Source organism: Bradyrhizobium sp. URHD0069 (assembly GCF_000701345.1).
GTDB lineage: Bacteria > Pseudomonadota > Alphaproteobacteria > Rhizobiales > Xanthobacteraceae > Bradyrhizobium.
Map to the genome: position 1 here is coordinate 105,333 of NZ_KL370776.1, position 22,289 is coordinate 127,621.

At 61.8% G+C, this 22,289-nt stretch carries 20 protein-coding genes and 2 pseudogenes; 10 read left to right on the forward strand and 12 right to left on the reverse strand.

What is annotated here, in order from left to right; genetic code table 11:
* Window positions 1-109: 109 nt before the first annotated feature.
* From N554_RS0132750 to pqqA, 10 genes are all read right to left on the reverse strand, one after another.
* Window positions 110-1,165, reverse strand: coding sequence for a 2-oxoacid:ferredoxin oxidoreductase subunit beta (locus N554_RS0132750; protein WP_029587295.1), 1,056 nt, complete (start codon window positions 1,163-1,165; stop codon window positions 110-112).
* Window positions 1,162-3,009 carry a 2-oxoacid:acceptor oxidoreductase subunit alpha gene (locus N554_RS0132755; protein WP_029587296.1) on the reverse strand — a complete coding sequence of 616 codons (1,848 nt, stop codon included), beginning with the start codon at window positions 3,007-3,009 and terminating at the stop codon, window positions 1,162-1,164. Before N554_RS0132755 ends, N554_RS0132750 begins: the two co-directional genes overlap by 4 nt.
* Window positions 2,979-4,778, reverse strand: a complete 1,800-nt coding sequence (locus N554_RS0132760; protein WP_029587297.1) for an FAD-dependent oxidoreductase — start codon at window positions 4,776-4,778, stop codon at window positions 2,979-2,981. Before N554_RS0132760 ends, N554_RS0132755 begins: the two co-directional genes overlap by 31 nt.
* Window positions 4,779-5,035: 257 nt before the next feature.
* Window positions 5,036-5,710: a DUF4286 family protein gene (locus N554_RS0132765; RefSeq protein WP_029587298.1), complete on the reverse strand. Its 675-nt coding sequence runs from the start codon at window positions 5,708-5,710 to the stop codon at window positions 5,036-5,038.
* Window positions 5,711-5,723: 13 nt separating this feature from the next.
* Window positions 5,724-6,713 (reverse strand): prolyl aminopeptidase, encoded by a 990-nt coding sequence (pip, locus tag N554_RS0132770; RefSeq protein WP_029587299.1) that lies wholly within the window; start codon window positions 6,711-6,713, stop codon window positions 5,724-5,726.
* Entirely contained in the window at window positions 6,703-7,911 is a 1,209-nt protein-coding gene (gene pqqE, locus N554_RS0132775; protein ID WP_029587300.1) for a pyrroloquinoline quinone biosynthesis protein PqqE, read from the reverse strand. The genes pip and pqqE overlap by 11 nt, the downstream gene beginning before the upstream one ends.
* Window positions 7,908-8,225: a pyrroloquinoline quinone biosynthesis peptide chaperone PqqD gene (gene pqqD, locus N554_RS0132780; RefSeq protein ID WP_029587301.1), complete on the reverse strand. Its 318-nt coding sequence runs from the start codon at window positions 8,223-8,225 to the stop codon at window positions 7,908-7,910. The genes pqqE and pqqD overlap by 4 nt, the downstream gene beginning before the upstream one ends.
* A 10-nt stretch (window positions 8,226-8,235) precedes the next feature.
* Window positions 8,236-9,000, reverse strand: coding sequence for a pyrroloquinoline-quinone synthase PqqC (gene pqqC, locus N554_RS0132785; protein ID WP_197033827.1), 765 nt, complete (start codon window positions 8,998-9,000; stop codon window positions 8,236-8,238).
* Complete coding sequence (gene pqqB / locus N554_RS0132790; protein WP_029587303.1) at window positions 8,997-9,926, reverse strand: pyrroloquinoline quinone biosynthesis protein PqqB; 930 nt, start codon at window positions 9,924-9,926, stop codon at window positions 8,997-8,999. Before pqqB ends, pqqC begins: the two co-directional genes overlap by 4 nt.
* A 121-nt stretch (window positions 9,927-10,047) precedes the next feature.
* Window positions 10,048-10,128, reverse strand: coding sequence for a pyrroloquinoline quinone precursor peptide PqqA (pqqA, locus tag N554_RS36940; RefSeq protein WP_009031067.1), 81 nt, complete (start codon window positions 10,126-10,128; stop codon window positions 10,048-10,050).
* A 302-nt stretch (window positions 10,129-10,430) separates the two neighbouring features.
* Between pqqA and N554_RS0132800 the strand changes: the two genes are divergently transcribed.
* The 7 genes from N554_RS0132800 (at window position 10,431) to N554_RS0132830 (ending at window position 16,485) form a co-directional block, all read left to right on the forward strand.
* Entirely contained in the window at window positions 10,431-10,688 is a 258-nt protein-coding gene (locus N554_RS0132800) for a DUF6894 family protein (RefSeq protein ID WP_029587304.1), read from the forward strand.
* Window positions 10,689-10,944: 256 nt separating this feature from the next.
* The gene (locus tag N554_RS0132805; RefSeq protein ID WP_371259549.1) at window positions 10,945-12,216 is read left to right on the forward strand and encodes a PQQ-dependent sugar dehydrogenase; all 1,272 of its coding nucleotides are present in this window, start codon (window positions 10,945-10,947) and stop codon (window positions 12,214-12,216) included.
* Between the two features lie 141 nt (window positions 12,217-12,357).
* Window positions 12,358-12,924: a c-type cytochrome gene (locus tag N554_RS0132810; RefSeq protein WP_029587306.1), complete on the forward strand. Its 567-nt coding sequence runs from the start codon at window positions 12,358-12,360 to the stop codon at window positions 12,922-12,924.
* A gap of 78 nt (window positions 12,925-13,002) precedes the next feature.
* Window positions 13,003-14,403, forward strand: a complete 1,401-nt coding sequence (locus N554_RS0132815) for an amidase family protein (RefSeq protein ID WP_029587307.1) — start codon at window positions 13,003-13,005, stop codon at window positions 14,401-14,403.
* Window positions 14,404-14,433: 30 nt separating this feature from the next.
* A complete protein-coding gene (locus N554_RS0132820) occupies window positions 14,434-14,910 on the forward strand; it encodes a glutathione peroxidase (protein ID WP_029587308.1) in 477 nt (158 codons plus the stop codon).
* A 17-nt stretch (window positions 14,911-14,927) separates the two neighbouring features.
* Window positions 14,928-15,176 carry a DUF3297 family protein gene (locus N554_RS0132825; RefSeq protein WP_029587309.1) on the forward strand — a complete coding sequence of 83 codons (249 nt, stop codon included), beginning with the start codon at window positions 14,928-14,930 and terminating at the stop codon, window positions 15,174-15,176.
* A 139-nt stretch (window positions 15,177-15,315) separates the two neighbouring features.
* Window positions 15,316-16,485 (forward strand): mandelate racemase/muconate lactonizing enzyme family protein, encoded by a 1,170-nt coding sequence (locus tag N554_RS0132830; protein ID WP_029587310.1) that lies wholly within the window; start codon window positions 15,316-15,318, stop codon window positions 16,483-16,485.
* Between the two features lie 52 nt (window positions 16,486-16,537).
* Here the strand turns inward: N554_RS0132830 and N554_RS0132835 are convergent, their stop codons facing one another.
* Both N554_RS0132835 and N554_RS0132840 read right to left on the reverse strand, forming a co-directional pair.
* Entirely contained in the window at window positions 16,538-17,890 is a 1,353-nt protein-coding gene (locus N554_RS0132835) for a malonyl-CoA decarboxylase (protein ID WP_029587311.1), read from the reverse strand.
* A gap of 93 nt (window positions 17,891-17,983) precedes the next feature.
* Window positions 17,984-18,853: an AraC family transcriptional regulator gene (locus N554_RS0132840; RefSeq protein WP_051677853.1), complete on the reverse strand. Its 870-nt coding sequence runs from the start codon at window positions 18,851-18,853 to the stop codon at window positions 17,984-17,986.
* Between the two features lie 59 nt (window positions 18,854-18,912).
* Between N554_RS0132840 and N554_RS0132845 the strand changes: the two genes are divergently transcribed.
* The 3 genes and pseudogenes from N554_RS0132845 to N554_RS39310 all read left to right on the forward strand — a co-directional run.
* Window positions 18,913-20,091, forward strand: coding sequence for an MFS transporter (locus N554_RS0132845; protein WP_029587313.1), 1,179 nt, complete (start codon window positions 18,913-18,915; stop codon window positions 20,089-20,091).
* A gap of 304 nt (window positions 20,092-20,395) precedes the next feature.
* Window positions 20,396-20,662: pseudogene (locus tag N554_RS42805) on the forward strand (DoxX family protein); the annotation flags it as partial.
* A gap of 387 nt (window positions 20,663-21,049) precedes the next feature.
* A pseudogene (locus tag N554_RS39310) lies at window positions 21,050-22,261 on the forward strand (flavin-dependent oxidoreductase); the annotation flags it as partial.
* Window positions 22,262-22,289: the final 28 nt, after the last annotated feature.

Below are 22,289 nucleotides of genomic sequence, written 5' to 3' on the forward strand. Positions count from 1 at the left end.
ACACCAGCGCGGCGATTTGCAAGTGTACGACGGGCTCGTTATGACACGATCCGCCGTCAGTCCTCTGGAGAAGCCTCGGATCCCCGAATTCGGGTGAAAGCTCGCGAGCCTAGCGCAGGCTGGCGTTGATCTTGTCCAGCGCGGCGGAGCCTGGACACAGCGCTTTCTCGTCCAGCCGGTTGAGCGGCGCGTCCACCGTGTCGAGATGAGCGTGCAGGTCTTCCGACTCCGGATCGACGTAGAGCAGCCCGGTGACGATCTGGCCCTTGGCGGCGTGCCGCTGCAGGAATGTCATCGCCGCGACGCGATCGTGCGCGTCATAATCCGCATCGATCTTGCGCAGCGCTAGTCTGGTGCCATCGTGCTGCTCGACCACCTGCACCGTACCCGGGGCGTAGTCGACCGTGATCGGGTCGCGGACGGTGATCACGTCGAGCCGGTTCACCGCATCGTTGTGCTCGCGCACATAGTCGAAGCTCTTGGTCGAGCCGGCATGGTTGTTGAAGGCGACGCACGGGCTGATCACGTCGATGAAGGCGGCGCCCTTGTGCTGGATGGCGGCCGCGATCAGCGGCACTAGCTGGGTCTTGTCCCCGGAAAAGCTCCGCGCCACGAAACTTGCGCCGAGCTGAAGCGCCATTGCCACGAGGTCGATGGCGTTGTCGGTGTTCATCAGGCCGCGCTTGTTTTTGGAGCCGCGGTCGGCGGTGGCCGAGAACTGGCCCTTGGTGAGGCCGTAAACGCCGTTGTTCTCGACGACATAGGTCATGTTGACGCCGCGCCGGATCGAGTGCGCGAACTGGCCGAAGCCGATCGAGGCCGAATCGCCATCGCCGGAGACGCCGAGATAGATCAGATCGCGGTTGGCGAGATTGGCGCCGGTCAGCACCGACGGCATCCGGCCATGAACCGAATTGAAGCCGTGTGAGTTGCCGAGAAAGTAATCCGGCGTCTTCGAGGAGCAGCCGATGCCCGAAATCTTGGCGACGCGATGCGGCGCGATCGAAAGCTCGAAGCAGGCTTCGATGATCGATGCCGTGATCGAATCGTGGCCGCAGCCGGCGCACAGCGTCGAGATCTTGCCCTCGTAGTCGCGGCGGGTGAAGCCGAGATCGTTTTTGGGAAGGCCGGGGTGATGGAATTTCGGCTTGGCGATATAGGTCATGACACAACCTTGCGGAGCGGGGTCACCTTGAGCTGATCCTGATGGTCGCCGATGGCGCCGGCGATGAAGCGCGCGGTAATCGGCGTGCCGTCATAGTGCAGGATCGGCACCAGCCGGACGGGATCGATCCCGTTCTCGTTGACGATCAGCGAGCGAAGCTGCGCGTCGCGGTTCTGCTCGATGACGTAAACGAAGTCGTGGTCGGCGATGAAGCTCGCCACGCTGGAATGGAACGGGAAGGCGCGGATCCGGAGCCTGTCGAGTTCATACCCGCGGGCCTCCAGTAGCCCGATCGCCTCGTCCATGGCTGGCGCGGTCGAGCCGAAATAGATCACGCCGTATTTGGTGGGCTTGGCGGCGTTGGCCTGCAGCGGCCGCGGCACCATGTCCTGGGCGGTCTCGAATTTGCGCACCAGCCGCTGCATGTTGTCGGCGTAAACCGCGCCTTCTTCCGAATAGACAGCGTAGCGGTCGCGCGACGTGCCGCGGGTAAAGAACGAGCCCTTGGTGGGGTGGGTGCCGGGATAGCTGCGGTAAGGAATCCCGTCGCCGTCAACGTCGAGGTAGCGGCCGAAGTCGCGTCCGTCGTCGAGCATCTCCGCCGTCATCACCTTGCCGCGGTCGTATTGCCGGGCGTCATCCCACTTCAGCGGACGGCACAGCCGATGGTTCATGCCGATATCAAGATCGAGCATGACGAAGATCGTGGTCTGCAGCCGTTCGGCGAGGTCGAAGGCCTGGGCGGCGAACTCAAAGGCTTCGGCGGGGTCTTCCGGAAACAGCAATATGTGCTTGGTGTCGCCATGCGAGGCATAGGCGCAGGCAATGATGTCGCATTGCTGGGTTCGCGTCGGCATGCCGGTCGACGGGCCGGCGCGCTGGACGTTCATGATGACCGCCGGAATCTCGGCAAAGTACGACAGGCCGATGAACTCCTGCATCAGCGAGATGCCGGGACCCGAGGTGGCGGTAAAAGCGCGGGCGCCGTTCCATGAGGCGCCAATGACGATACCGATCGAGGCCAGTTCGTCCTCGCCCTGCACGATGGCGTATTTTGCCTTGCCGGTCTCGGGATCATGCCGCAGCTTCTTGCAATGGCTGGCGAAGGCGTCGGCGAGCGAGGACGACGGCGTGATCGGATACCAGGCGCACACGGTGGCGCCGCCATAGACCGCGCCGAGCGCCGCCGCGTTGTTGCCTTCGATGAAAATGCGGTCGCCGACCTTGTCGGCTTTCTTGACCCGCAGGCCGATCGGACATTTGAGATTTTGCAACGCCCAGTCGCGGCCGAGATGCAGCGCGTGGACGTTCGACGACAGCAGCCTTTCCTTGCCCTTGTATTGTTCGCCGATCAGTTGCTCGATCAGCTTCGGGTCCATGTCGAACAGCGCGCACAGCGCGCCCAGGTAGATGATGTTCTTGAAAAGCTGGCGCTGGCGCGGGTCGGTATAGGTCGAGTTGGTGATGGCGGTTAGCGGCACCCCGATCACGGTGATGTCGCCGCGGAATTTCGACGACGGCATCGGCTTGGTCGAGTCGTAGAACAGGTAGCCGCCGGGCTCGATCGAGGCGAAGTCCTTGTCCCAGGTCTGCGGATTCATCGCCACCATCATATCGACGCCGCCGCGCGCGCCGAGATGGCCGTCCTCGGTCACCCGCACCTCGTACCAGGTCGGCAGGCCCTGGATATTGGACGGGAAAATGTTGCGCGGCGAGACCGGCACGCCGTGGCGCAGGATCGAGCGCGCGAACAGTTCGTTGGCGCTCGCCGAGCCCGAGCCGTTGACGTTGGCGAAGCGGACGACGAAGTCGTTTACGCTGCTGATCGGCTTTTGGACGGGCATGATGTACCTGCGTGGGTCATGTCGATAAGGTATTTTTGCATGTCCCAAGCTCCGGTGGGACAGCGTTCGGCGCACAGGCCGCAGTGCAAGCAGACGTCTTCATCCTTCACCATGACGCGCCCGGTCTTGAGGCCGTCGGCGACGTAGAGATCCTGATCGAGATGCGGCGAGGGCGCCTTCAGCCGCTGACGCAAATCGGCTTCCTCGCCGTTCGGTGTAAAGGTGATGCAGTCCATCGGGCAGATATCGACGCAGGCGTCGCACTCGATGCAGAGCGGCGCGGCGAACACGGTCTGAATGTCGCAGTTCAGGCAGCGGCGGGCCTCGCCGAGCGCGAGCTTGACGTCGTAGCCGAGTTCGACTTCCGCGCGGATGTCCTTCAGTGCGACCACCTTGTCGCGATGCGGCACCTTGTAGCGCTTGTCGGCGGAGATGTCGTTATCGTAGCTCCATTCGTGAATGCCCATCTTCTGCGAGGAGACCTGCACCTCGGGCAACGGACGCTCGGTGATGTCTTCGCCGGAGAGAAGCTTGTGGATCGAGAGCGCGGCGTCGTGGCCGTGCGCCACCGCCCAAATGATATTTTTCGGGCCGAACGCGGCGTCGCCGCCGAAGAACACCTTCGGATTGGTCGAACCCATGGTCTTGGGATCGACCTTCGGCATATTCCACTTGTCAAACTCGACGCCGCAGTCGCGCTCGATCCAGGGGAACGCGTTCTCCTGGCCGACCGCCACCAGCACGTCGTCGCAGGCGATGGTCTGGTCCGGCTCGCCTGACGGCACGAGGTTGCGCCGGCCGTTGGAATCGTATTCGGCCTTCACCTTCTGGAAGGTGACGCCGGTGAGCCTGCCATTTTCGTGGGTGAAGGCGACAGGCACCATGAAGTTGAGGATCGGAATGTCCTCGTGGATGGCGTCCTCTTTCTCCCAGGGAGACGCCTTCATCTCCTCGAAGCCGGAACGCACGATCACCTTGACATCCTTGCCGCCGAGGCGGCGCGCGGTGCGGCAGCAATCCATCGCGGTGTTGCCGCCGCCGAGCACGATCACGCGCTTGCCAATCTTGTCGATGTGGCCGAACGAGATCGAGGCGAGCCATTCGATGCCGATGTGAATATTGGCGGCCGCTTCCTGGCGGCCGGGAATTTCGAGCTCGCGGCCGCGCGGAGCACCGGAGCCGACGAAGATCGCATCGTAGTTTTCGCCGAGCAGCTTCTTCAGGCTGTCGATGCGCTGGCCGGCTTTGAACTCGATGCCGAGGTTGAGGATGTAGTCGGTTTCCTCATCGATCACGGAATCCGGCAACCGGAATTTCGGAATTTGCGTGCGCATCATCCCGCCCGCCTTCGGGTCGGAATCGAACACTGTGCAGTGATAGCCAAGCGGCGCGAGATCGCGGGCAACCGTGAGCGAGGCGGGGCCACCGCCGACGATTGCAATACGCTTGCCGTTTTTCGCTGACGGCCGCGGCATGCGATGTTTGACGTCGTCCTTGAAGTCGGCGGCGACGCGCTTCAACCGGCAGATCGCGACCGGAGTTTCTTCGACTCGGCCGCGGCGGCACGCGGGTTCGCATGGACGATCGCAGGTGCGTCCCAAAATTCCGGGAAACACGTTCGATCTCCAATTGATCATGTAGGCGTCGCTATAGCGACCCTCAGCTATCAAGCGGATGTATTCTGGAACTGGCGTGTGTGCGGGACAAGCCCACTGGCAGTCGACTACTTTGTGAAAGTAGTCAGGCGCCGAAATATCAGTCGGTTTCATTCCCACCCTGTCCGCGCGGTAGGTAGCTAGACGTCGCGCGGCCTTTAACTTCTGTTGCGAACGCTCAGCAGGCGTTCTTGTGGTTTTCTTGCCAAATCATGGACTTGGTGAATCAAGCTATTCAATATGATCGCCGCTACACTGAAAAGCCATTTTTGCTTGTTCGCTATTCCCTATTGGTCTGGCCCCCCAGCTTTAATGCTGTCCGATGCATGCGGCACTGCAGCAAAATATCATCCCGCGAGTTCAGCGTTTCTTCAGGTCGACACAATGTCGCTCCTCGCCAGGTCCCACATCAAATTATAATGCCCCGCTGAAACTAGCGTTCCCCCCTCGATCGCCGCAGGCGTGAAGTGCGCTGCGACAAGCGCCGAGACCGCGTTCACATGCGTTCCGTCAATCAGGACAAACCAGTCGCCGGCGCCGGGGGCGGAGACGGAAGGGTTATCGGTAATCGGCTTGGAAAGCCTCGGATCGCTCTCGATCAGATGCATGGAGATGATTCCGTCTGACATCTCCGGATCGAGTTTTTCCCGCAGCGCGCCGCGCAACTTCTCCTCGCTGCCGGCGGCGGGCCGAAGGCGGATAATGCCGAGCGCAGCGCCACGGCCTTGTCCGCGGCTGATCGTGATGCGTGCCACCGCGCGGATCATGTTCTTGAAGCGCCCGATATTCGCCTTTGACCAATCGGTCTGGTTTGCAAGCGCGGCGCGATAGGCCGGGCTGTCGAGCACATCGAAAGTAGCGGTGGAATACAGGCTCAGATATTTCGGGGAGCCCTGATGCGCGACGTAGCGCCGGGCTTCGAGGAAGCCGTCGATAGCGACGCGCTCCTCGAGATGCTCGCGGTCGTACCATCGATTGAAATCGGCTTCGTCAGCGGGATCGATATCCATCGAGGTCAGCAGCATTCCTTTTCCGGCCAAGGGCATTTTCGATGGTCCTTTATTTGGTGATCTTGGAGGCTAGATCCGCGATCGCTTTCATCACGGCGTCCCGGACGCCGGGATCGTACAGCGAATGGCCGGCGCCCTCGACCAAGCGAATCTCGGACTCCGGCCACAGTGCGGCAAGCGCATGCGACGTCGCCGGCGGACACAAGAGATCGTAGCGGCCTTGCACCATGATGCCGGGAATCCCTTTGAGCTTGCCGGCTTCGGTAAGAAGCTGATTTGGCTTCATGAAACAATTGTTCTGAAAGTAATGGGCTTCCATGAATGGCGTGGCCGGCAGGGCCTTTGATGAGTTCAGCGAATTGAGATCGAGCCGGACACGCGCCGGGGTATGTTCGGAAAGAATTCGCTCTGTGTCATGCCATGCGCGGGCGGTCGGGCCATGCACCGCGGGATCGGCATCGAGGATGCGGCGCCAATATGCGTCGAGCGGCTGCTCGCGTTCTTCCTTTGGTAAAATGCTGAGGAACTCGGCGCTCAGATCAGGGTAGAAGCGCGGAAGCACGTCAAGGAAGGCACCCTCAAGTTCGGCGCGGGTGCCAAGGAAGGTCGCGCGCAAAACGATGCCTGTGACCCGATGCGGATGCGCCTGCGCATAGGCCAGCGCAAGCGTCGCGCCCCAGGAGCCGCCGACGATGATCCAGCGTTCGAAACCGAATTTCTCGCGGATCGTCTCCATGTCCGCGATCAGATGCGGCAGTGTGTTGTCCTCGCGGCGGCCTTTCGGGCGGCTTCGGCCGGCGCCGCGCTGATCGAACAAGATTGTGTGAAAGCGCTCGGGATCGAACAGCCGCCGGTGATCGGGCTGGCAGCCACTGCCGGGACCACCGTGCAGATAGATCGCCGGGATACCGTCGGCGCGGCCGACGCTTTCGACGCAGATCTCGTGGCCGTCGCCGACCGGGAGCAGTTGCGAGGTCAGCGGCGCGAATGGGTCGGAGCGTTGGCTGAAGGATTTTCCCGCCTCGGCGTCAGGCGCCATGGTCGCCGTCCGTTTCCGGCGTGCCCCCGGCAAAATTGCGATAGATAAAGCGCTTGTGGTCGGCCGCCGCCTCGGCCGCCGCTAGCTTGAAAATCTGCTCGTGCATCGGCGACAGCGTGCAGGCCGGATCGGTGTTGCCGGCATTGCCGGTCAGCGCGAAGGCCTGGCAGCGGCATCCGCCGAAGTCGACTTCCTTGAATTCGCAGCTTTTGCACGGCTCCGGCATCCATCCGGTGCCGCGATAGCGGTTGAAGGCCTCAGAATGCCGCCAGATCCAGGCGATCGAATGATTTGATCGCACGGATTCGAATTCGAGCCCGGTAATCGATTCGGCGGCATGGCAGGGCAAGATCTTGCCGGCCGGTGAGATGTTGAAAAACTGCCGGCCCCAGCCGCCCATGCATTTTTTCGGCCGCAGCGCATAATAGTCCGGCACCACATAGTCGATGGCGAGAATGCCTTTCAGCCGCGCTTGCGCTTCCTCGACGATACGGCTGGTCTCCTCGATCTGCTCGATGGTCGGCATCAGCGCCGCCCGATTTTTCAGCGCCCACCCGTAATACTGCACATTGGCGACCTCCAGCCGATCGGCATCGACGTCGACCGCCATCTGGATGATGTCGGGCAACTGAAAAAGGTTCTGCCGGTGCATGACCGCATTGACCGTCAGTGGCAGGTCCACTTCGCGCGTCCATTTCGCGGCTTCGATTTTCTTCTGATGCGCGCCTTTGAAGCCGGCGACGCGGTCGGCAACGACCGGCTCGTTGCCCTGAAAGCTGATCTGTACGTGACATAGTCCGGCATCGGCCAGCGCGCCAAGTCTCTCTTTGCTCAACAGCACCGCGGACGTGATGAGGTTGGAATACAGCCCGACATCGCTGGCATGCTGAACAAGTTCGACCAGATCCTTGCGCGCGGTCGGTTCGCCGCCGGAGAAATGGATTTGCAGCACGCCGATCTCGGCGAGCTCGGTTAGGACCTTCTTCCATTCCTCGGTCGTTAGCTCGCTGCCGCCACGCTCCAGCTCAACCGGATTGGAGCAATAGGGGCATTGCAGGGGACAGCGATGCGTCAGCTCCGCGAGCACTGCGAGCGGTATGCCGAAGGTCTCCGCGGTCGACCCGCGCTGCTCCAGCACCGCAAGCCCGTCAGAGGGATCGCTGGCCGCTACGCCGGCATCGGTAAGCGTCGGACTCATGGCGTTTTCTCGCGCGCTTCGGTGAGAAATCCCTTGTCGGCAAGGTCCTGCAGCATAGCGATAACATCGGTTGAGATCGCGCCGCGGCCGGCGGCGTATTTTTCCGCAAGCTGGTCGATCATCGTTTCGACGCTGCGAACGCCGTCGCAAAGCTGAAGCACTTCCACCGCAATCTCGTCCGGCGCGAGTACGCGCTCCGGCGCCAGAATGACCCAGCGCTGCCGGGTCTCATCGAACTTCAGCCTGGCATGCCGCGGCAGAACCGGCCGGCTCGCCTCGCTGACACTGATGTTGCGGCTGCGTAAGCCTGCCATCGGTTCGCCTCTACTTCTCCTCGGGAACAAACGCCCCCGGTGGCACGTGGCCGTCGACATAGGCATGATACAGCGCGTCGAGCTGAACCCATAGTACATTGGTCTTGAAGATCAGCGCGTTGCAAACCGCCTCGCGTTCCGCAGGCGTCTTCGCATGGGCCTTGACGTAGTCGAGCGCGAAATTGGCATCGCGGGGCGCCTGCTGCAAGCGCCGGCTGAAATAGCTCATGATGTCGGGGTTGACGAAATCGTAATGCGCCAGCATCCCCGAGATGCGCTCTTCATGCAGGTTCGGCGCGAAAAGTTCCGTCAGCGACGAGGCGATGGCTTCGAGCGGCGTCTTGTCGCGGACGAAATGCACATAGGCGTCGACCGCAAAGCGTGTAGCGGGAAGGATGCCTTCGGTGGATTCCACGTACGCGCTGTCAAGCCCGAGCCCTTCGGTCAGCTTCAGCCAGCGCTCGATGCCGCCTTCGGTGCCGCGATCGCCGTCATGGTCCTCGATCCGATGCCGCCATTCGAGCCGGATGCCGCGGTCGCGGAAGCGCGAGATCACCACGGCATCCTTGATCGGAATCGTGCTCTGGTAATAGTAGCGATTCAGCGCCCAGGCCTGCACCTGTCCCTTGTTCAGCTTGCCGCCGTGCAGCAGCCGGTGAAACGGGTGCAGATTGTGATAGCGCGTCGCGCCGACATGGCGCAGCGCCGCTTCCAATTGTTCGGCGCTTTCCAGGGGCGCGCTGCCACCGAGCGAGAAGGCTGTCATGACATTCACAGCGTAATCTCCATTCCATCGGCGGGAATTTGCCACCCGGCGCGCTCGGCTATCTTGCGCTCGGGCGAAGCGCGCAGCAGCGCCGGGTTGGAGTTGTTGACATGCAGAAATATCTTCCGGCCAATATTGAGGCCGGCCAAGGCTTCGATAGCGCCGGTATCGCCTGACATCGCGATATGTCCCATCCCTTGTCCCGTCTTGTTCCCAAGGCCGGCCGCGATCAACTCGTCATCGCGCCACACCGTGCCATCGAAGAAGACCAAGGGGGCGCCGGCAAGCCGCGACCTGAGATCGTCGGTCACTTCAGCGCAAGCCGCGAGAAAGTAAAAATATTTCCCGGTGGCCTTCTCAAGAATCCGAAGCCCCAGCGTGTCGCCGGCGCCGTTATCCCCTGCCGGGTGAACCTGTCCTTCCAAATACCAGGCGCTTTTGCCGGGAACTGCGAATGGCAAAATCTCAATGCCGGACGGTGAGCCATCGGGCAGTGCCGGCACAAACGTCTTGTCCGCATCGATCGGGGCGCGCCGCACGTTCTTCTCGCTCAGCACGTTGAAGATGCTGTTGGCCTTCAGGATCGCAAGCACTTTTCTGTGCGCGTAGATCGTGAATGGCCAGCCCTCGCGCATCGACAAAAGCCCGGCGACCGCATCGATTTCGCCGTTGGTCAGGATGACGCCCGATATCGGACTGTGACGAAGCTTACCGGCTTTGGGATGAAGCTGCGGTGTTGCTATCAATTGCTGGCGCAGATCGGGAGACGCATTGATCAGGAACCAGTGCTCGCCGTCGGCGCTGATCGCAATCGAAGCCTGGGTGCTTTGAAGCTCCGGATGCTCGGTTCGCGCTGCCAGGCAAACTGCACATCCACAATTCCACTGCGGAACGCCACCACCTGCCGCCGCGCCCAGGACGACGACGCGAAGCATGATCCGTCTCCTGGAGTACCCACGTTTCGAAGGTGGACGCCGGCAATAGGCACGATCCCGTCATCAGGAACGTGTCATGCCTGATCCACCTTACGTCGAAACGGAAAGCTGTCGCAGCCGCTTACTTGCGGGCGGCGCACGCATACATGTTGATTTCCATGCCGACCGGCACTTCGACGATTTTTGGGGTTTTCCAGGCCATTTTGGCTCTCTCCTCGGTTAGCGGATTAAATCCACCCTCACGAACAAGTTAGTTCGGAATGAAAAGTTCGCCAGCGAAATCTTTGGTCATGTATCCCAATATTTTTATGCTGCAGCGCAAAGGGAACTCACATATTTGTGCGATCTGGCGTCAAAACAAAGACGGATCAATCGCTTCAAAGTCACTTCCCTCAATCCGGATGCTGGCGAGGGCTCGACATCATCAGATGAATTCGGAACAGAGAACTTGTGAGATGTCATCAGCTCCCGACTGGAGCCCCCAACCTAAGTGGATTTCGACCTATGCCGAGGTATTTTTTCAACACACGTATCGGCGAGGACTTGATTTCCGATCCCGAAGGCGAAGAGCTGCGCAATCCCGACCGCGCATGGCAGGTTGCGCGCGCCATGATCCGGGAGTTGCTGAAAACCGAGGGCGCGGATCGCAGCCTCTTAAATGCGACCATCGAAGTGACCGACGATGAAGGCGAGATCGTGCTGGAATTTCCCTTTGCCGAAGCGATCCTCGACCTCTCTGACATTCCCATCACAAAACACTGACAGTACGAGCAAGCATTCCGGGATGGTCCGAAGGACCAGATATCAAATGTGCCAGTGCACGTCGGGGAACTTCGATATGAACCCTGCGTTACTCGCATAGCCAAGATGTTTCCGACTGCGCCGCAACTGGAAGGTGTTTTGTTATTGCGCAGCAACCGGAAAGTGTTGGAGACTGCCGCTCAGGAAGGCCACCGGCGCGGGCATCGTAGTTGCCCGCGCAACGATAAGGGCTTCCACTCAGGGGAGGACTTCCATGATGATCTGCTCGTGCGCGCCGCGCAGCCTCTTGCTCGCTGGCGCTTTTTTTGGCGCATTTACGTTGGGCGCGGCCGCGCAGCAACCGGCCAACCCGCCAACTGCTCCGGCGCCCGCCGCCGCGCCGGCGCTTCCGCCGGGCTCACCGCTGATCGGGCGGCCCGCGGGCAATGAAGCGGCAGCCAAGCTCGCCCCGGTGGCGCCGCCGCCGATCGCGGCGGCTCCGGACAAGGTGCCGGTCGCCAAGCTCAAGGTGCCGCCGGGCTTCAACATTGAAGTTTACGCCGCCGGCATGGCCAACGCGCGTTCGCTGGCCGAAGGCAACAAGGGCACGGTTTTTGTCGGCAGCCGCTTGGTTGGCAACGTCTATGCCGTCTCCAACAAGGATGGCAAGCGATCGGTCAAGACGATTGCGTCAGGTCTCCATCGGCCCAATGGCATCGCGTTCAAGAACGGCACGCTCTACATCGCCGAACTCTCGAAGGTCTCCAAGGTCGACAAGATTGAGGATAATCTCGACAGCCCGAAGCTGACGATGATCTACGACGATCTGCCGAAGGACGAAGCCCATGGCTGGAAGTTCATCGCCATCGGGCCCGACAACAAGCTGTATGTTCCGGTCGGGCAGCCCGGCAACAACGTCCTGCATGGCGATGCACACGGTCAGATCAGGCGGATGAATCTCGACGGCAGCGGCGCCGAGGTAATCGCGCGCGGCGTACGACAGACCGTCGGCTTCGACTGGCACCCGGAAACCAAGCAGCTCTACTTCACCGACAACGGCCGCGACTGGATGTCGGAAGACGTTCCCGAGGACGAGCTCAATCGCATCACCCAGGTCGGCGAGCATTTCGGCGCGCCTTTTTGCCTGCAGGGCAATATCGTCGATCCTGAATTCGGGTGGGGAAAATCCTGCAGCGACTACACCGCACCGGTTGGCTTGCTGGGCCCGCATTCTGCCGCGCTCGGCATGCGGTTCTACACCGGCAACATGTTCCCGAAGGCCTACAAGAACGCCATCATCGCGGCCCGTCACGGTTCGTGGAACCGGACCAAGAAAGTTGGCGGCGACGTCGTGCTGATCAAGTTGAACAAGGACGGCACGATGAAATCCATGGAGCCGTTCATTACCGGCTTTCTGGAAAACAACAGCTACATCGGCCGGCCCGTCGATGTGATGCAGATGAAGGACGGCTCGCTGCTGGTTTCCGACGACTATAACGGCGCGGTCTATCGGGTGACCTACGGCAAGCCGAAGGTCGCCGCGAAGTAAGTAACAAAGAACACGTCATTGCGAGCCAACGGGTCGCGCGAATGCGCGCCCGATGACAGGCTCCGCGAAGCAATCCATGCCTGTCCGAGCAAGCTCATGGATTGCTTCGTCGCTTCGCTCCTCGCAATGACGGGAGAGCCAATGATTAAGATAATTGCCGCTTTGGCGCTTGCCGTCACCGCTTCATCCGCAACTGCCGAGACGATCGAACAGCGCATTGCGCCGTGCCTCGCCTGCCACGGCGAGAAGGGGCAGTCCGAAACTGAAAGTACGCCGTCGCTCGGCGCGCAGCCGGCGCCTTACACGCTGATCCAGCTTTTCATGTTTCGCGAAAAGCTGCGTGCCTCCGAGCCGATGAACGAGATAGCGAAGGCGTTGACCGACGACGATCTGAGGACCTTCTCCGACTTCATCGCCAAATTGCCCAAGCCCCCGCCGCCGGCCGACGCTGGCGATCCCGTGCGGATGCAGCGCGGCGACGCGCTGGCGCGGCAACACCGCTGCGATGCCTGCCACAATCCAGACTTCTCCGGCAAAGACAACGTCCCGCGCATCGCCAACCAGCGCGAGGATTATCTGGCCAGGACGCTTTCCGAGTACAAGGACAACAGCCGCCAAGGCTACGATGGCTCGATGGCGGACGTGATGGCGCAGGTCACGGCAGAACAGATCGCCGACCTCGCTTATTTCCTCGCCCGCGTGCGCTAGACCGGAGCCAGCAGGCGCTTTTCCCGGTGGCCTTGCCCTCCGCGCGGCGCTACAAGCGGCAATCAAACGGAGCTATCCATGGAAGATCTCTGGCGTCTGTCGGCTACCGATATCGCTGCTTTGGTAAGGTCGAAGAGAATCTCGGCGAAAGAGGCGGCGTCAGCGGCGCTGGCCCGGCTGGATGCGGTCAACCCGTTGATCAACGCCGTCGTCGATCATCGGCCGGCCGATGTGCTGGCACAGGCCGGCGCCATCGATGCGGCGATCGCGCGAAACGAAGATTTGGGACCACTGGCGGGCGTGCCGGTGACCATCAAGGTCAATATCGACCAGGAAGGGTTCGCCACCACCAACGGCCTTAAATTGCAGCGCGACGTCATTGCGCGCAGCAACAGCCCCGTCGTGGACAACCTGCGCAAGGCTGGTGCCGTCATTCTCGGCCGCACCAATTGCCCGGCGTTTTCCTATCGCTGGTTCACCACCAACCTGATCCATGGCGACACCAAAAATCCGCGCGATCCGGGCATTACGCCGGGAGGCTCCTCCGGCGGTGCAGGCGCGGCGGTGGCCGCGGGCATCGGGCATATCGCGCATGGCACCGATATCGCGGGATCGATCCGCTATCCCGCCTATGCCTGTGGCGTTCATGGCCTGCGGCCGACCGTTGGCCGCATCGCGGCTTTCAATGCCTCGCTGCCCGAACGCCCGATCGGCCCTCAGATCTCTGCGGTATCCGGTCCGCTGGCGCGCACCATCGGCGATCTCCGGATCGCGCTTGCGGCGATGAGCGGCAAGGACGCGCGTGATCCCTGGTGGGTGCCGGCGCCGCTTGAAGGGCCTGTCACGCCGAAGCGGGCCGCGATCTGTCTTCGTCCCGACGGTCTCGAGACGGTTACTGAGGTGAAAGCGGCGGTCGCGGATGCCGGCAAGCGTCTGGAGCGCGCCGGATGGGTGGTCGAAGAGATCGAAACGACGCCGCCGCTGCGCGAGGCCGCCGACCTTCAGACCAAGCTATGGCTTGGCGATGGCTATGAAGCGCAGCTCGCTGCCGCCGAGCGCGAGGGCGATCCCGGCGCACTCGCCTGCCTGCGCGGCAATCGAGCCAAGGTCCATCCGTTTGACGCGGATGCGCTCTCAAAGGCGCTGACGCGGCGTGCAACATTGACGCGCGAATGGCTGCAGTTCTTTGAGACGTATTCGGTGGTGCTGATGCCGGTGTCCGCTGAACTGCCGTTCGCCGACGGCCTCGATCTGCGCGATGACGCCTCGTTTGCCAGGGTATGGCGGGCGCAACTGCCGCAGATCGCCATTCCCTTTATGGGTCTTCCGGGATTGACCGTCTCCACCGGATTGGTGGGAAGGGTTCCCGTCGGCGTTCAGGTCGTGTCCGGCCGCTACCGTGAGGATCTGTGTCTGTTGGCGGGCGAGGCGATCGAAGCCGGGGGGATGCCATCGGCACCGGTCGATCCCGCGCGCTAGGTGAATTCCTGATCAGGCTGAAAGAACACGATGGCTGGCGTTTACGATTTCACGGCAAAGTCGCTTGCCGGCGAGGACATGGCACTGAAGCGGTTCGAGGGTCAGGTCTTGCTGATCGCCAACACCGCGAGCGCTTGCGGGTTCACCCCGCAATATCGGGGTCTCGAAGCGCTGCATCAGGCGCTTGGTCCCCGCGGCTTTTCGGTTCTTGGATTTCCGTGCAACCAGTTCGGCGGTCAGGAACCGGGCGACGCCAAACAAATCGAAGAGTTCTGCGCCAGCAACTACGCCATCACCTTTCCGATGTTTGCCAAAATCGACGTCAATGGAAATAACGCGCACCCGCTGTTCAACTATCTGACCAACCAGAAATACGGCTTGCTTGGGCGCTCGATCAAATGGAATTTTACCAAGTTCCTGGTCGATCGCTCGGGCAAGGTCGTTGCGCGACACGCGCCAACCGCGAAACCGGAAGCACTCTTTCGAGAAATCGAGGCACTGCTGTGAACGAGAAAAGCGACACCATGACCGACCAACTGCCCGACCGCCTCTCGACCGATCCGAAAAGCCCCTACTACAATGCTGAGGTGCTCGCGCGCGACGTCGGGATTCGCTTCAAGGGCATCGAGAAAACCAACGTCGAGGAATATTGCGTCAGCGAGGGCTGGGTACGCGTTACCGCCGGCAACGCCAAGGATCGCTACGGCAATCCGCTCACTATCAAGGTTCACGGCCCGGTCGAGCCGTATTTCCGCGACAAGGGTGTGTCCTGAGGCGTTCCGTCGTCATTGCGAGGAGCACTTGCGACGAAGCAATCCATCTTTTTTTGTGACGCTGTCACTTATGGATTGCTTCGCTGCGCTCGCAATGACGGCGTAAGTAATCCGAGCCATCTACCGAAAGCCATCCCCCATGTCCGCCCGCATTATCGACGTCCGCGAAATCACAAAACCGATCTCGTCGCCCATCCGCAACGCCTATATCGACTTCACCAAAATGACGACGAGCCTGGTTGCCGTCGTCACCGATGTCGTGCGCGACGGCAAGCGGGTGGTCGGTTACGGCTTCAATTCCAATGGTCGTTACGGGCAGGGCGGACTGATCCGCGAGCGCTTCGCGCCGCGGCTGATGGAGGCCGATCCGAAGAAATTGCTCGACGAGGCCGCCGATAATCTCGACCCGGACAAAATCTGGGCGACGCTGATGTCGAACGAAAAGCCCGGCGGTCATGGCGAACGCTCGGTGGCGGTCGGCACCATCGACATGGCGGTGTGGGATGCGGTGGCGAAGATCGCAGGCAAACCGCTGTTTCGATTGCTCGCCGAGCGTCACGGACGCACGGCCAATCCACGCGTGTTCGTCTATGCCGCCGGCGGTTACTATTATCCCGGCAAGGACCTGTCGATGCTGCGCGGCGAGATGCGCGGCTATCTCGATCGCGGCTACAACGTGGTGAAGATGAAGATCGGCGGCGCGCCGATATCGGAAGATCGCGCGCGCATCGAGGCCGTTCTCGAAGAAATCGGCAGCCAGGCGCAGCTCGCGGTGGATGCCAACGGCCGGTTCGATCTGGAGACAGCGATCGCCTACGCCAAGATGCTGCGCGACTATCCGCTGTTCTGGTACGAGGAGGCCGGCGATCCCCTGGATTTCCAGCTCCAGGCTGCGCTGGCGGAATTCTATTCCGGACCGATGGCCACCGGCGAAAACCTGTTCAGCCATCAGGACGCGCGCAATCTCATCCGCTACGGCGGCATGCGGCCCGACCGCGACTGGCTGCAGTTCGATTGCGCGCTGTCATACGGGCTTTGCGAATATCAGCGTACGCTGGCGATGCTGCAAACCCATGGCTGGTCGCCGAGCCGATGCGTCCCGCATGGCGGGCATCAGATGTCGCTGAACATCGCGGCCGGTCTGGGCCTTGGCGGCAATGAGAGCTATCCCGATCTGTTTCAGCCCTATGGCGGTTTCCCCGATGGCGTTCGCGTCGAGAACGGTCACATCACCATGCCGGATTTGCCGGGCATCGGGTTTGAGGGAAAATCCGATCTCTACGCGGAGATGAAGGCGCTGGCGTCGTAAGGTGTGGCAGTCAACAAATGTGAATTTGGTCCGTCCTTGCCAGACAAAGGCGCTACGACAGCCGCATGTCCAGTAGTCGCCGGCCTTCGTTCTTCAGCAATTTCTTCACGGAACTGGAAGCCGCGATCTCGCCCTGGTTGGCGTAGGCCTCGTGGTTCTTCTCAATGTCCTCGAGACGATAGAGATAGTTCACCATGATGCCTGCGGATTCGCGCAGGCCCTTCGGCGAGAGATCGCCCACCCAGTCGATCCGCTCCAGCCGCGCGCCATTGCCGAGATGGAATCGCGCCACCGAATCGATCAGGCGGCCTTTCGGGGTACGCGCCTTGAGAAAATAATAGGCCGCGAGAGGCTCAAGCAGCGAACGCAGTTGCGCCGTCAGCTCCGCATTCTCTGACCATTTGGGATTGTCGAGATGATCGAGCAGCGCCCGGTCTTCGTCCGAGAGCGGAACATCCGGAGCCTGCTTCAGCCATCGCATGAAGCCCGGCACTGGCGACAGCGTCACGAAATTGTCCAGCTTCGGCAATTCGCGGCGCAATTCCTCGACCACTTGCTTGATCAGGAAGCTGCCGAAGGAAATTCCGCCGAGACCGCGCTGGGTGTTGGAGATCGAATAAAATACCGCAGTGCGGGCGCGCTCGATCGGCACCGTCTGGCGGTCCTCGGCAAGCAGCGGCGCGATCGCGCCGGGGATGGCTTCGGTCAGCGCCACCTCGACAAAGATCAGGGGCTCATCGACCAGAGCGGGATGGAAGAAGGCGTAACAGCGCCGGTCAACGGGATCGATGCGGCGGCGCAGATCGTCCCAGTCGCGGATCTCATGCACCGCCTCATAGCGGATGATTTTTTCCAGAATGTTCGCGGGCGTCGACCAGTCGATCCTGCGCAACACGAGAAACCCCCTGTTAAACCACGAGCCCAGCAGATGCGCGACGTCGCGGTCGAGCGTGGCGAGGTCCTTGTGGCTGTTCATGGCGCGAAGCAAATCGGCGCGCATCGACACCAATTCGCCGGTACCGCCCGGCGCGCGGTTGAGCCGACGGAACAATTCTTGCCGCCGCGGTTCGGAAGCAAAGTGCAGGTCGCTGGCGTCATCGTCGCTCGGCTGCGCCCGCCAGGTCTCGATCGCCTGCGAAAGCTTTTCCCGGTCCGGACCAAAGTTGCAGACCAGGGCGTTGAAGAACGAGAGCCGGCTAGCCTCGTCGAGATGATGGTAGCGATCGAGAAGGTCGCGCGCCATCGCGGTGCCGGAGGCTTCACCCCGGCCTGACAGCAGCGCTTCGCATAATTCGATCAGGCCGGACGCATCCTGTTTTGCGTTGGATGACCCCGCGCGGCGAAGCAGCGTCCGGCCGCGCTCGGAAATCGAGGTCATCAGGTCCGAGAAAAAGGCGTTGTTCATGGCGGGCAAATCGAATCCAGAACGGACCTAATTGTTACATGAATTTAAGGCGGGGCGGATCACAATCAAGCGGGCAAGCAGCGCAAAAAATCGTCAGGCTCCCCCGGAAAAACCATCATGCACCGCCAACGGGTCGGCGCGAGCGCCGCCCGATGACAAGCTCCAGCGGGGATCTGCAAACTCCGTCGGCGTCTTGCCGGTGACCTGCCGGAACGCATGCGAAAACGCCGGCACGCTGGCATAGCCGAGATCGGCGGCGAGCTGCTTGATCGAGACATCGGCCTCCATCGACAGTCTCTCGATCGCAGCCGCAATGCGGGCGCGCTGGCGCCAGCTCCTGAAGCTCAATTGCGTCTGCGACGCGAACAGCCGCGACAGCGTGCGCGCCGTGGTCCCAACCTCGCGTGCCAGCATCTCGATCTCGTGCGAAGCCGTGGGGTCGCCGAGCACAATGTCGGCCGCGCGCCGGCAACGCGGCTCATGCGGCAGCGGAATGAAGGTCGCGGAATCCCCAACCTGATGCAGTTCGAGCATGGCCAATCCAATCAGAAGCCCGGTGCGTTCAGGATTGTTGCGGCCGTCGAACAGCGCAAGGACCGCCTCATGCAACAACCGCGACACCCGCACCACGAATTCCGCTTCCAGGCTGGCGCTGCGCGCTTCTCGTGCCAGCCACGCCAGATCGAAATACAGCGTGCGCATTTCGATATCGGCCAGCACGTCGATGGAATGCTCGAGCCGAGCTGGCACCCATACCGCGCGGTCGGGCGGCACCAGCCAGCGGCCCTTCGGTGTGGTGACCTGCATCGTGCCCTTGGCGGCATACACCAGTTGCGCCTCGCGATGCATGTGGGTGTCGAGCCGGACGCCTTTCCTGTAATGCCGCGCGACCAGATGGACACCATCGCCAGAGGTGCGGTGGCCCCCTCTGATGGCCGCGATTGGCGTTTCGGCGATACTCATTGGCCACATCCCGTCAGGACAAGCATCTATAACCCATCCGCGCAATTACGGGAATCGCCATGAACAACCCCACCCGGGTGATCGGTTTCGTCAACGCCGCCCACTTTATCGACCATTATTCGATGCTGATCTTCGCCGCCGCCGTTATCGTCATGGGGCCCGCGCTCGGCATGGCCTATTCGGAGTTATTGCCTTACACCACGCCAGGTTTTGTCGCGTTCGGCGCCGGGTCGCTATTGACGGGATGGCTCGGCGATCGCTGGAGCCGCCGCCATATGATGGTGATCTTCTTTACAGGGATCGGCGCCTCGATGATCGCAGTCGGGCTTGTGCAGACGCCGCTGCAGCTCGGGGCGGCCTTGCTGTCGGTCGGCCTGTTTGCGTCGATCTATCATCCGGTCGGCACCGCGATGATCGTGTCCTACGCCGACCGTCTCGGCCGCGAGATGGGCCTCAATGGCGTCTGGGGCAATCTCGGCGTGGCCTCCTCGGCGCTGGCCACCGGCGTGATCGGCCAATACCTCGGCTGGCGCTGGGCTTTTGTCATTCCCGGCATCGTCACGGTTCTGATCGGAGTGGCCTTTGCGCGCACCGTGGTTCACGAAGATCGCTCGGGCCACAAGCAGGCGGCAGCGCAGGCGCGGGTGGCGAAAGACGACATGTGGCGGGTGATCGTGGCGCTCTTGATCGTGGTGATCGCGGTATCCACCACCTTCAACGCGGTCACGGTCGCGCTGCCGAAACTGTTCGCGGAGCGGCTGGTCGACCTCACCCAAAGCCCGGCGCTGCTCGGCGTGATCGCGGCTTGTGTTTATGTATTCGGCGCGATGACGCAATACACCATCGGCAAGCTGATCGACCGCTATTCGCTGAAGACCGTGTCTTTGCCGTTGTCCTTCATGCTGGCGCCATTCTTATACTTGGCTGCAACCTTGTCGAACCTGCCGCTGATTTTGGCCGCGATCGGCATCGTGATGGGCGTGTTCGGTCAGGTGACGGTGAACGACGCCATGGTCGGCAAATACACCAGCGAGGAATGGCGCAGCCGCGCCTATGCCGTGCGCTATTTCGTCGGCTTCACCGCGGCCGGCGCCTCGGTGGGCCTGGTGGCATGGCTGTACGAGCAGGGCGGCTTCGTCACCATGCTGCATGCCTTCGCGGGATTGTGTCTTCTGGTGATCGCCGCGGCGATCATCCTGCCACAGGAGATCAAGGTGCCCGCGGCGCAGGCGAACTGATTCAATGAGTTGCCGCGTCCGCCAAGGCGGGCGCGGAGTCTTTGCGGAATCAAAACTCCACTTCTCAGATCGACCAGCAAGCTGGAGTTTCGACCCCGGCTTCGGAATCCGCGTGCAACGGGTCACGCCCAAGTGATTCGAAAGTGATTCGAAGCCCGTAACGTAACCGTCTTCTCAGCGAAATTCCCAGGGTGTCTCGATGACGCTTTCGGCTTGATCCGAAGCAACAGCACGGCCGCACCTTCGCAATTTCTTCGAAGACGGAGTCGATATGAGTTTCAAGACAAGCGCGATAATGCTGCTAATGGGACGATGGGATGCCGCGGCACGCTGGGCTCCCATTCCGCTGCGCCTCATTGTCGGGTACGGCTTCATGGAACATGGCTTTGCCAAACTCGCCAGGGGTCCGGAGGCGTTCGCGACGATCCTGCATGCCATAGGCGTGCCCGGACAACATTTCATCGCATGGATCACCGTGTTGACCGAAATACTCGGAGGTTTGGCAGTCACCCTGGGTGCTTTCGTCACGCTGGTGAGTGTACCGATGGCTGCGATTTTGCTGGTCGCCATATTCACTGTGCATCTGCCTTACGGTTTCAGCTCGATCAAGCTGATGGCGGTGACGGCTGCGGGTGCAACGTTCGGGCAGCCCGGATATGAAACCAACGTCCTGTATCTCGCCTGTCTTGCGGCCCTTGTGCTGGGTGGTTCCGGACCTTTAGCGGTGGATGGTCTGATCCGAAGGCGTTTCGGAGATGCGAGTTCAGAAACCGGAGGCTGGAACGCACTCAAATCCCCAGCGGAATTCATCGCCGCATGGCGCCGGAGGGCAATGAGGTTCATCTCGCCGGCGCGAGCTGCCGGGGGTCAGCGCGGGAGAGTGGATGAATCCGCGGCACGAGGCGAACAGGCGGCAACGCCTGCCCCGGCGCCGGCGCCGCGCGCGGCGGATCAGGCCATGCATGTTCTGATCGCGGGAGGGGGGATCGGGGGACTCACGCTGGCGTTGTCCCTGCACCAATTCGGCATTCCCTGCACTGTCTTTGAGGCGGCTGCGGAAATGAAAGAGCTCGGCGTTGGCATCAACGTCTTGCCGCATGGCGTTCGCGGGCTGGCCCAGCTCGGCCTGCTGCCGGAGCTCGACCGTGTGGGCATCCGCACGCATGAGCTACGTTATCTGAGCCACCGCGGACAGACAATTTGGGCCGGCAAGCGCGGCCTCTGGGCCGGCCACGACACGCCCCAAGTTTCGATCCATCGCGGCAGATTGCACAGTATCCTGTGGCGCGCCGTGAAGGCACGCTTGCCGGACGGCGCCCTGCGCAACGATCACCGTCTGCTTGGCACCGCGCAGGACGCCGACGGAGTCACGGCACGCTTTGCCCTGTCCGGCGGCACGGTCACGGAGGTGCGCGGCGCGGTACTGGTGGGCGCCGATGGCATCCATTCCGTCCTGCGCAGCCAGTTGCATCCTGATGATGGCGGCATCCGCTGGCAAGGCGTCCAGATGTGGCGCGGCGCAGTGGAATGGCCGGCCTTCGAAGGTGGCGATGTCATGATCATGACTGCTGACCTCCTCGCCAAGCTGGTTATCTACCCGATTGCCGAAGGAAGGACGCCGGCGACGCGGCTGACGAACTGGGTGATGCACGGCAAGGTAGCCACCGGCGAATTGCCGCCGCCTCGGCGCGAAGACTGGTCCCGGCCCGGCCGGTTGGAAGAAGTGCTGCAATTCGCCACGCGCTTGCAGCTGCCCTTCCTTGATGTCGAGGCGCTGATCCGAGCCACGCCGCAATATTTCGAATACCCGCAGTGCGACCGCGATCCGCTGCCGTGGTGGAGCCGGGGACGGATCACGCTGCTGGGTGATGCGGCACATCCGATGTATCCGGTCGGCTCCAACGGCGCTTCCCAGGCCATCCTCGATGCGCGTTGTCTGGCGAGGCTGCTGTTCGAATTGACGCCCGAAGCGGCACTCAAGGCCTATGAAGCCGAGAGGTTGCCGATGACGGCCGAGATCGTCCGCAGCAATCGCAGCAGTGGGCCCGAGCGCGTGATGGATGTCGTGGCGGAACGAGCCCCGGACGGCTTTGCCCGTTTGGAGGATGTAATCGCACCGGAAGAACTTGCGGCCATTGTTCACGGCTATGCGCGGACGGCGGGATTCGCCGACCCTCGCCAAGTGCGCTGTTGCGCCG

What these genes read in the sequence shown, in the direction of transcription:
- N554_RS0132805 (WP_371259549.1), top strand. Translation starts at nt 10,945, where the DNA reads ATGATCTGCTCGTGCGCGCCGCGCAGCCTCTTGCTCGCTGGCGCTTTT.
- pqqD (WP_029587301.1), bottom strand. Translation starts at nt 8,225, where the DNA reads ATGGCAGGCTTACGCAGCCGCAACATCAGTGTCAGCGAGGCGAGCCGG.
- N554_RS0132840 (WP_051677853.1), bottom strand. Translation starts at nt 18,853, where the DNA reads ATGAGTATCGCCGAAACGCCAATCGCGGCCATCAGAGGGGGCCACCGC.
- N554_RS0132835 (WP_029587311.1), bottom strand. Translation starts at nt 17,890, where the DNA reads ATGAACAACGCCTTTTTCTCGGACCTGATGACCTCGATTTCCGAGCGC.
- N554_RS0132755 (WP_029587296.1), bottom strand. Translation starts at nt 3,009, where the DNA reads ATGCCCGTCCAAAAGCCGATCAGCAGCGTAAACGACTTCGTCGTCCGC.
- N554_RS0132810 (WP_029587306.1), top strand. Translation starts at nt 12,358, where the DNA reads ATGATTAAGATAATTGCCGCTTTGGCGCTTGCCGTCACCGCTTCATCC.
- N554_RS0132845 (WP_029587313.1), top strand. Translation starts at nt 18,913, where the DNA reads ATGAACAACCCCACCCGGGTGATCGGTTTCGTCAACGCCGCCCACTTT.
- N554_RS0132825 (WP_029587309.1), top strand. Translation starts at nt 14,928, where the DNA reads ATGACCGACCAACTGCCCGACCGCCTCTCGACCGATCCGAAAAGCCCC.
- pqqE (WP_029587300.1), bottom strand. Translation starts at nt 7,911, where the DNA reads ATGAGTCCGACGCTTACCGATGCCGGCGTAGCGGCCAGCGATCCCTCT.
- N554_RS0132820 (WP_029587308.1), top strand. Translation starts at nt 14,434, where the DNA reads ATGGCTGGCGTTTACGATTTCACGGCAAAGTCGCTTGCCGGCGAGGAC.
- N554_RS0132760 (WP_029587297.1), bottom strand. Translation starts at nt 4,778, where the DNA reads ATGAAACCGACTGATATTTCGGCGCCTGACTACTTTCACAAAGTAGTC.
- N554_RS0132765 (WP_029587298.1), bottom strand. Translation starts at nt 5,710, where the DNA reads ATGCCCTTGGCCGGAAAAGGAATGCTGCTGACCTCGATGGATATCGAT.
- N554_RS0132830 (WP_029587310.1), top strand. Translation starts at nt 15,316, where the DNA reads ATGTCCGCCCGCATTATCGACGTCCGCGAAATCACAAAACCGATCTCG.
- pip (WP_029587299.1), bottom strand. Translation starts at nt 6,713, where the DNA reads ATGGCGCCTGACGCCGAGGCGGGAAAATCCTTCAGCCAACGCTCCGAC.
- pqqA (WP_009031067.1), bottom strand. Translation starts at nt 10,128, where the DNA reads ATGGCCTGGAAAACCCCAAAAATCGTCGAAGTGCCGGTCGGCATGGAA.
- N554_RS0132815 (WP_029587307.1), top strand. Translation starts at nt 13,003, where the DNA reads ATGGAAGATCTCTGGCGTCTGTCGGCTACCGATATCGCTGCTTTGGTA.
- pqqB (WP_029587303.1), bottom strand. Translation starts at nt 9,926, where the DNA reads ATGCTTCGCGTCGTCGTCCTGGGCGCGGCGGCAGGTGGTGGCGTTCCG.
- N554_RS0132750 (WP_029587295.1), bottom strand. Translation starts at nt 1,165, where the DNA reads ATGACCTATATCGCCAAGCCGAAATTCCATCACCCCGGCCTTCCCAAA.
- N554_RS0132800 (WP_029587304.1), top strand. Translation starts at nt 10,431, where the DNA reads ATGCCGAGGTATTTTTTCAACACACGTATCGGCGAGGACTTGATTTCC.